Below are 1,038 nucleotides of genomic sequence, written 5' to 3' on the forward strand. Positions count from 1 at the left end.
GCTGTATATTTCGTACAATATCACACAAATGAGAGTTTAGTGCTTTATATTTTAAGTATTCGCCCCCTTTAAGCTGTAGTATTTCATCAGTGATTTCGAAAACAATTCCGAGTCACTGAAATTATACAACGCGTGCCTTGCGGGATTTACATTGTTGATCGCGACAACGATTTCAGAATTTCTCGAGATTTTCATTTGCTGCAGGCTGAACTCGACCGCGCGGCGGCTCGTCTTTCCCCATCTAACGACCGCCAGTGTTCTTTCCGCTAGGGCAGTCAAATGCACGGTATCTGCCGAGGCGAGCACAGGCGCGCTGTCGAAGATGACAATCTGGCCAGCCGCGCCCGCCATCTCGATGATTTCCGCCAGGCCGTTCGAACGGATGCGCCGCTGGAGACTAAATCTTCCAGATGGAATGAAGTCGATACCGCATGGATGGCGGTAGATGATGTCGCGGAGATCGGCCTGACCATTCAGGAATTCGTTCAGTCCGTACTTTAACCCCGACCTGAAAAACGAATCGAGTTTTCCCCGCCGAAGGTCGCCATCGACCAGGAGCACCGGAATTGCGGCGGCGGCAAGTTCGATAGCCAGCGATCTCGCGACAAGCGACTTGCCTTCCCCGCTGTGGGCCGAGGTAACGACGATACTGCTCGGCGACTTGCCGCCATTGGACTGCTTGAGTGAAAGCACCACTGTACGGATTGCTTCGTCAAACATCGGGACCGGCATATGTTCGAACATCGTTTTCGAATTTTCCCACCGCGCCAGACGCGGGATAAGTCCAGCCGGTATCGTGCGCGCCATTGCAGTTACTTGGTCGAAACTCCGGACCGTCCGGTCCGACATTTCGATCACGAAAGCAGCCGTAACGGCACCCGAGATTGCAGCCAGGAGGGCACCCACCAGATAGAAAAGCCGTCCAYGTCCCTGCGGCGCGAGCGGCACTGTAGCCGGTGATAAAACTTCCAATTCCGCCCCCGGCAGCATGGCCTTCGCGGCGAGGTCACGGCGCTGGTTCTCAAGCTTGTCGAGTGC

At 54.9% G+C, this 1,038-nt stretch carries 1 protein-coding gene; it reads right to left on the reverse strand.

Annotated elements, in window-relative coordinates; translation table 11 throughout:
- Positions 1–51 precede the first annotated feature (51 nt).
- A partial coding sequence (locus AC1D1Z_RS37785; RefSeq protein WP_477853963.1) for a polysaccharide biosynthesis tyrosine autokinase occupies positions 52–1,038 on the reverse strand: 987 nt, incomplete at its 5' end.

Source organism: Rhizobium sp. P1_E1, from assembly GCF_056406015.1.